This is a genomic window from Streptomyces inusitatus (genome assembly GCF_014651115.1).
GTDB classification, from domain to species: Bacteria; Actinomycetota; Actinomycetes; order Streptomycetales; family Streptomycetaceae; genus Streptomyces; species Streptomyces amakusaensis.
In genome coordinates, this window is the sequence record NZ_BMWG01000103.1 from 1 (window position 1) to 589 (window position 589).

At 67.2% G+C, this 589-nt stretch carries 1 protein-coding gene; it reads left to right on the plus strand.

What is annotated here, in order from left to right; all coding sequences use genetic code 11:
* The coding region (locus IE247_RS34015) for an acyltransferase domain-containing protein (RefSeq protein WP_190127229.1) at nt 1–589 on the plus strand (589 nt) is incomplete at both ends.

Here is a 589-nt window from a genome sequence, read left to right on the forward strand (position 1 = left end):
GCCCGCCGTGAAGGTGCGGGAGTTGATCGCTCCGTGGGGTGAGGACCGTATCTCGGTCGCGGCGGTCAACGGCCCTTCCTCGGTGGTGATCTCGGGTGAGGTGGCGGCCCTTGAAGAACTCCTCGCCGTCTGTGAGAAGGACGGGATCCGGGCGAAGCGGATCGCGGTCGACTACGCGTCGCATTCCGCGCAGGTGGAGCTGCTCCGCGAGGAGCTGGCGGTCCTGTTGGCTTCGGTTTCTCCGCGTGAGGCGGAGGTTCCGTTCCTGTCGACGGTGACCGGTGGCTGGGTGGAGGGTCCGGAGCTGGACGGGGGTTACTGGTTCCGTAATCTCCGTCGTACAGTCGAGCTGGAGGACGCGACCCGGACGCTGCTGGATCAGGGTTTCGGTGTGTTCATCGAGTCCAGCCCCCACCCGGTGCTCTCGGTGGGTGTTCAGGAGACGGTGGAGGACGCGGGCCGTGAGGCCGCTGTTCTCGGCTCGCTCCGACGCGGTGAGGGTGGTCTCGACCGGTTCTGGCAGTCGCTGGGCGAGGCGTATGTCCGTGGCGTGAAGGTGGACTGGGGGTCGGTGTTCGCGGGTACGGGT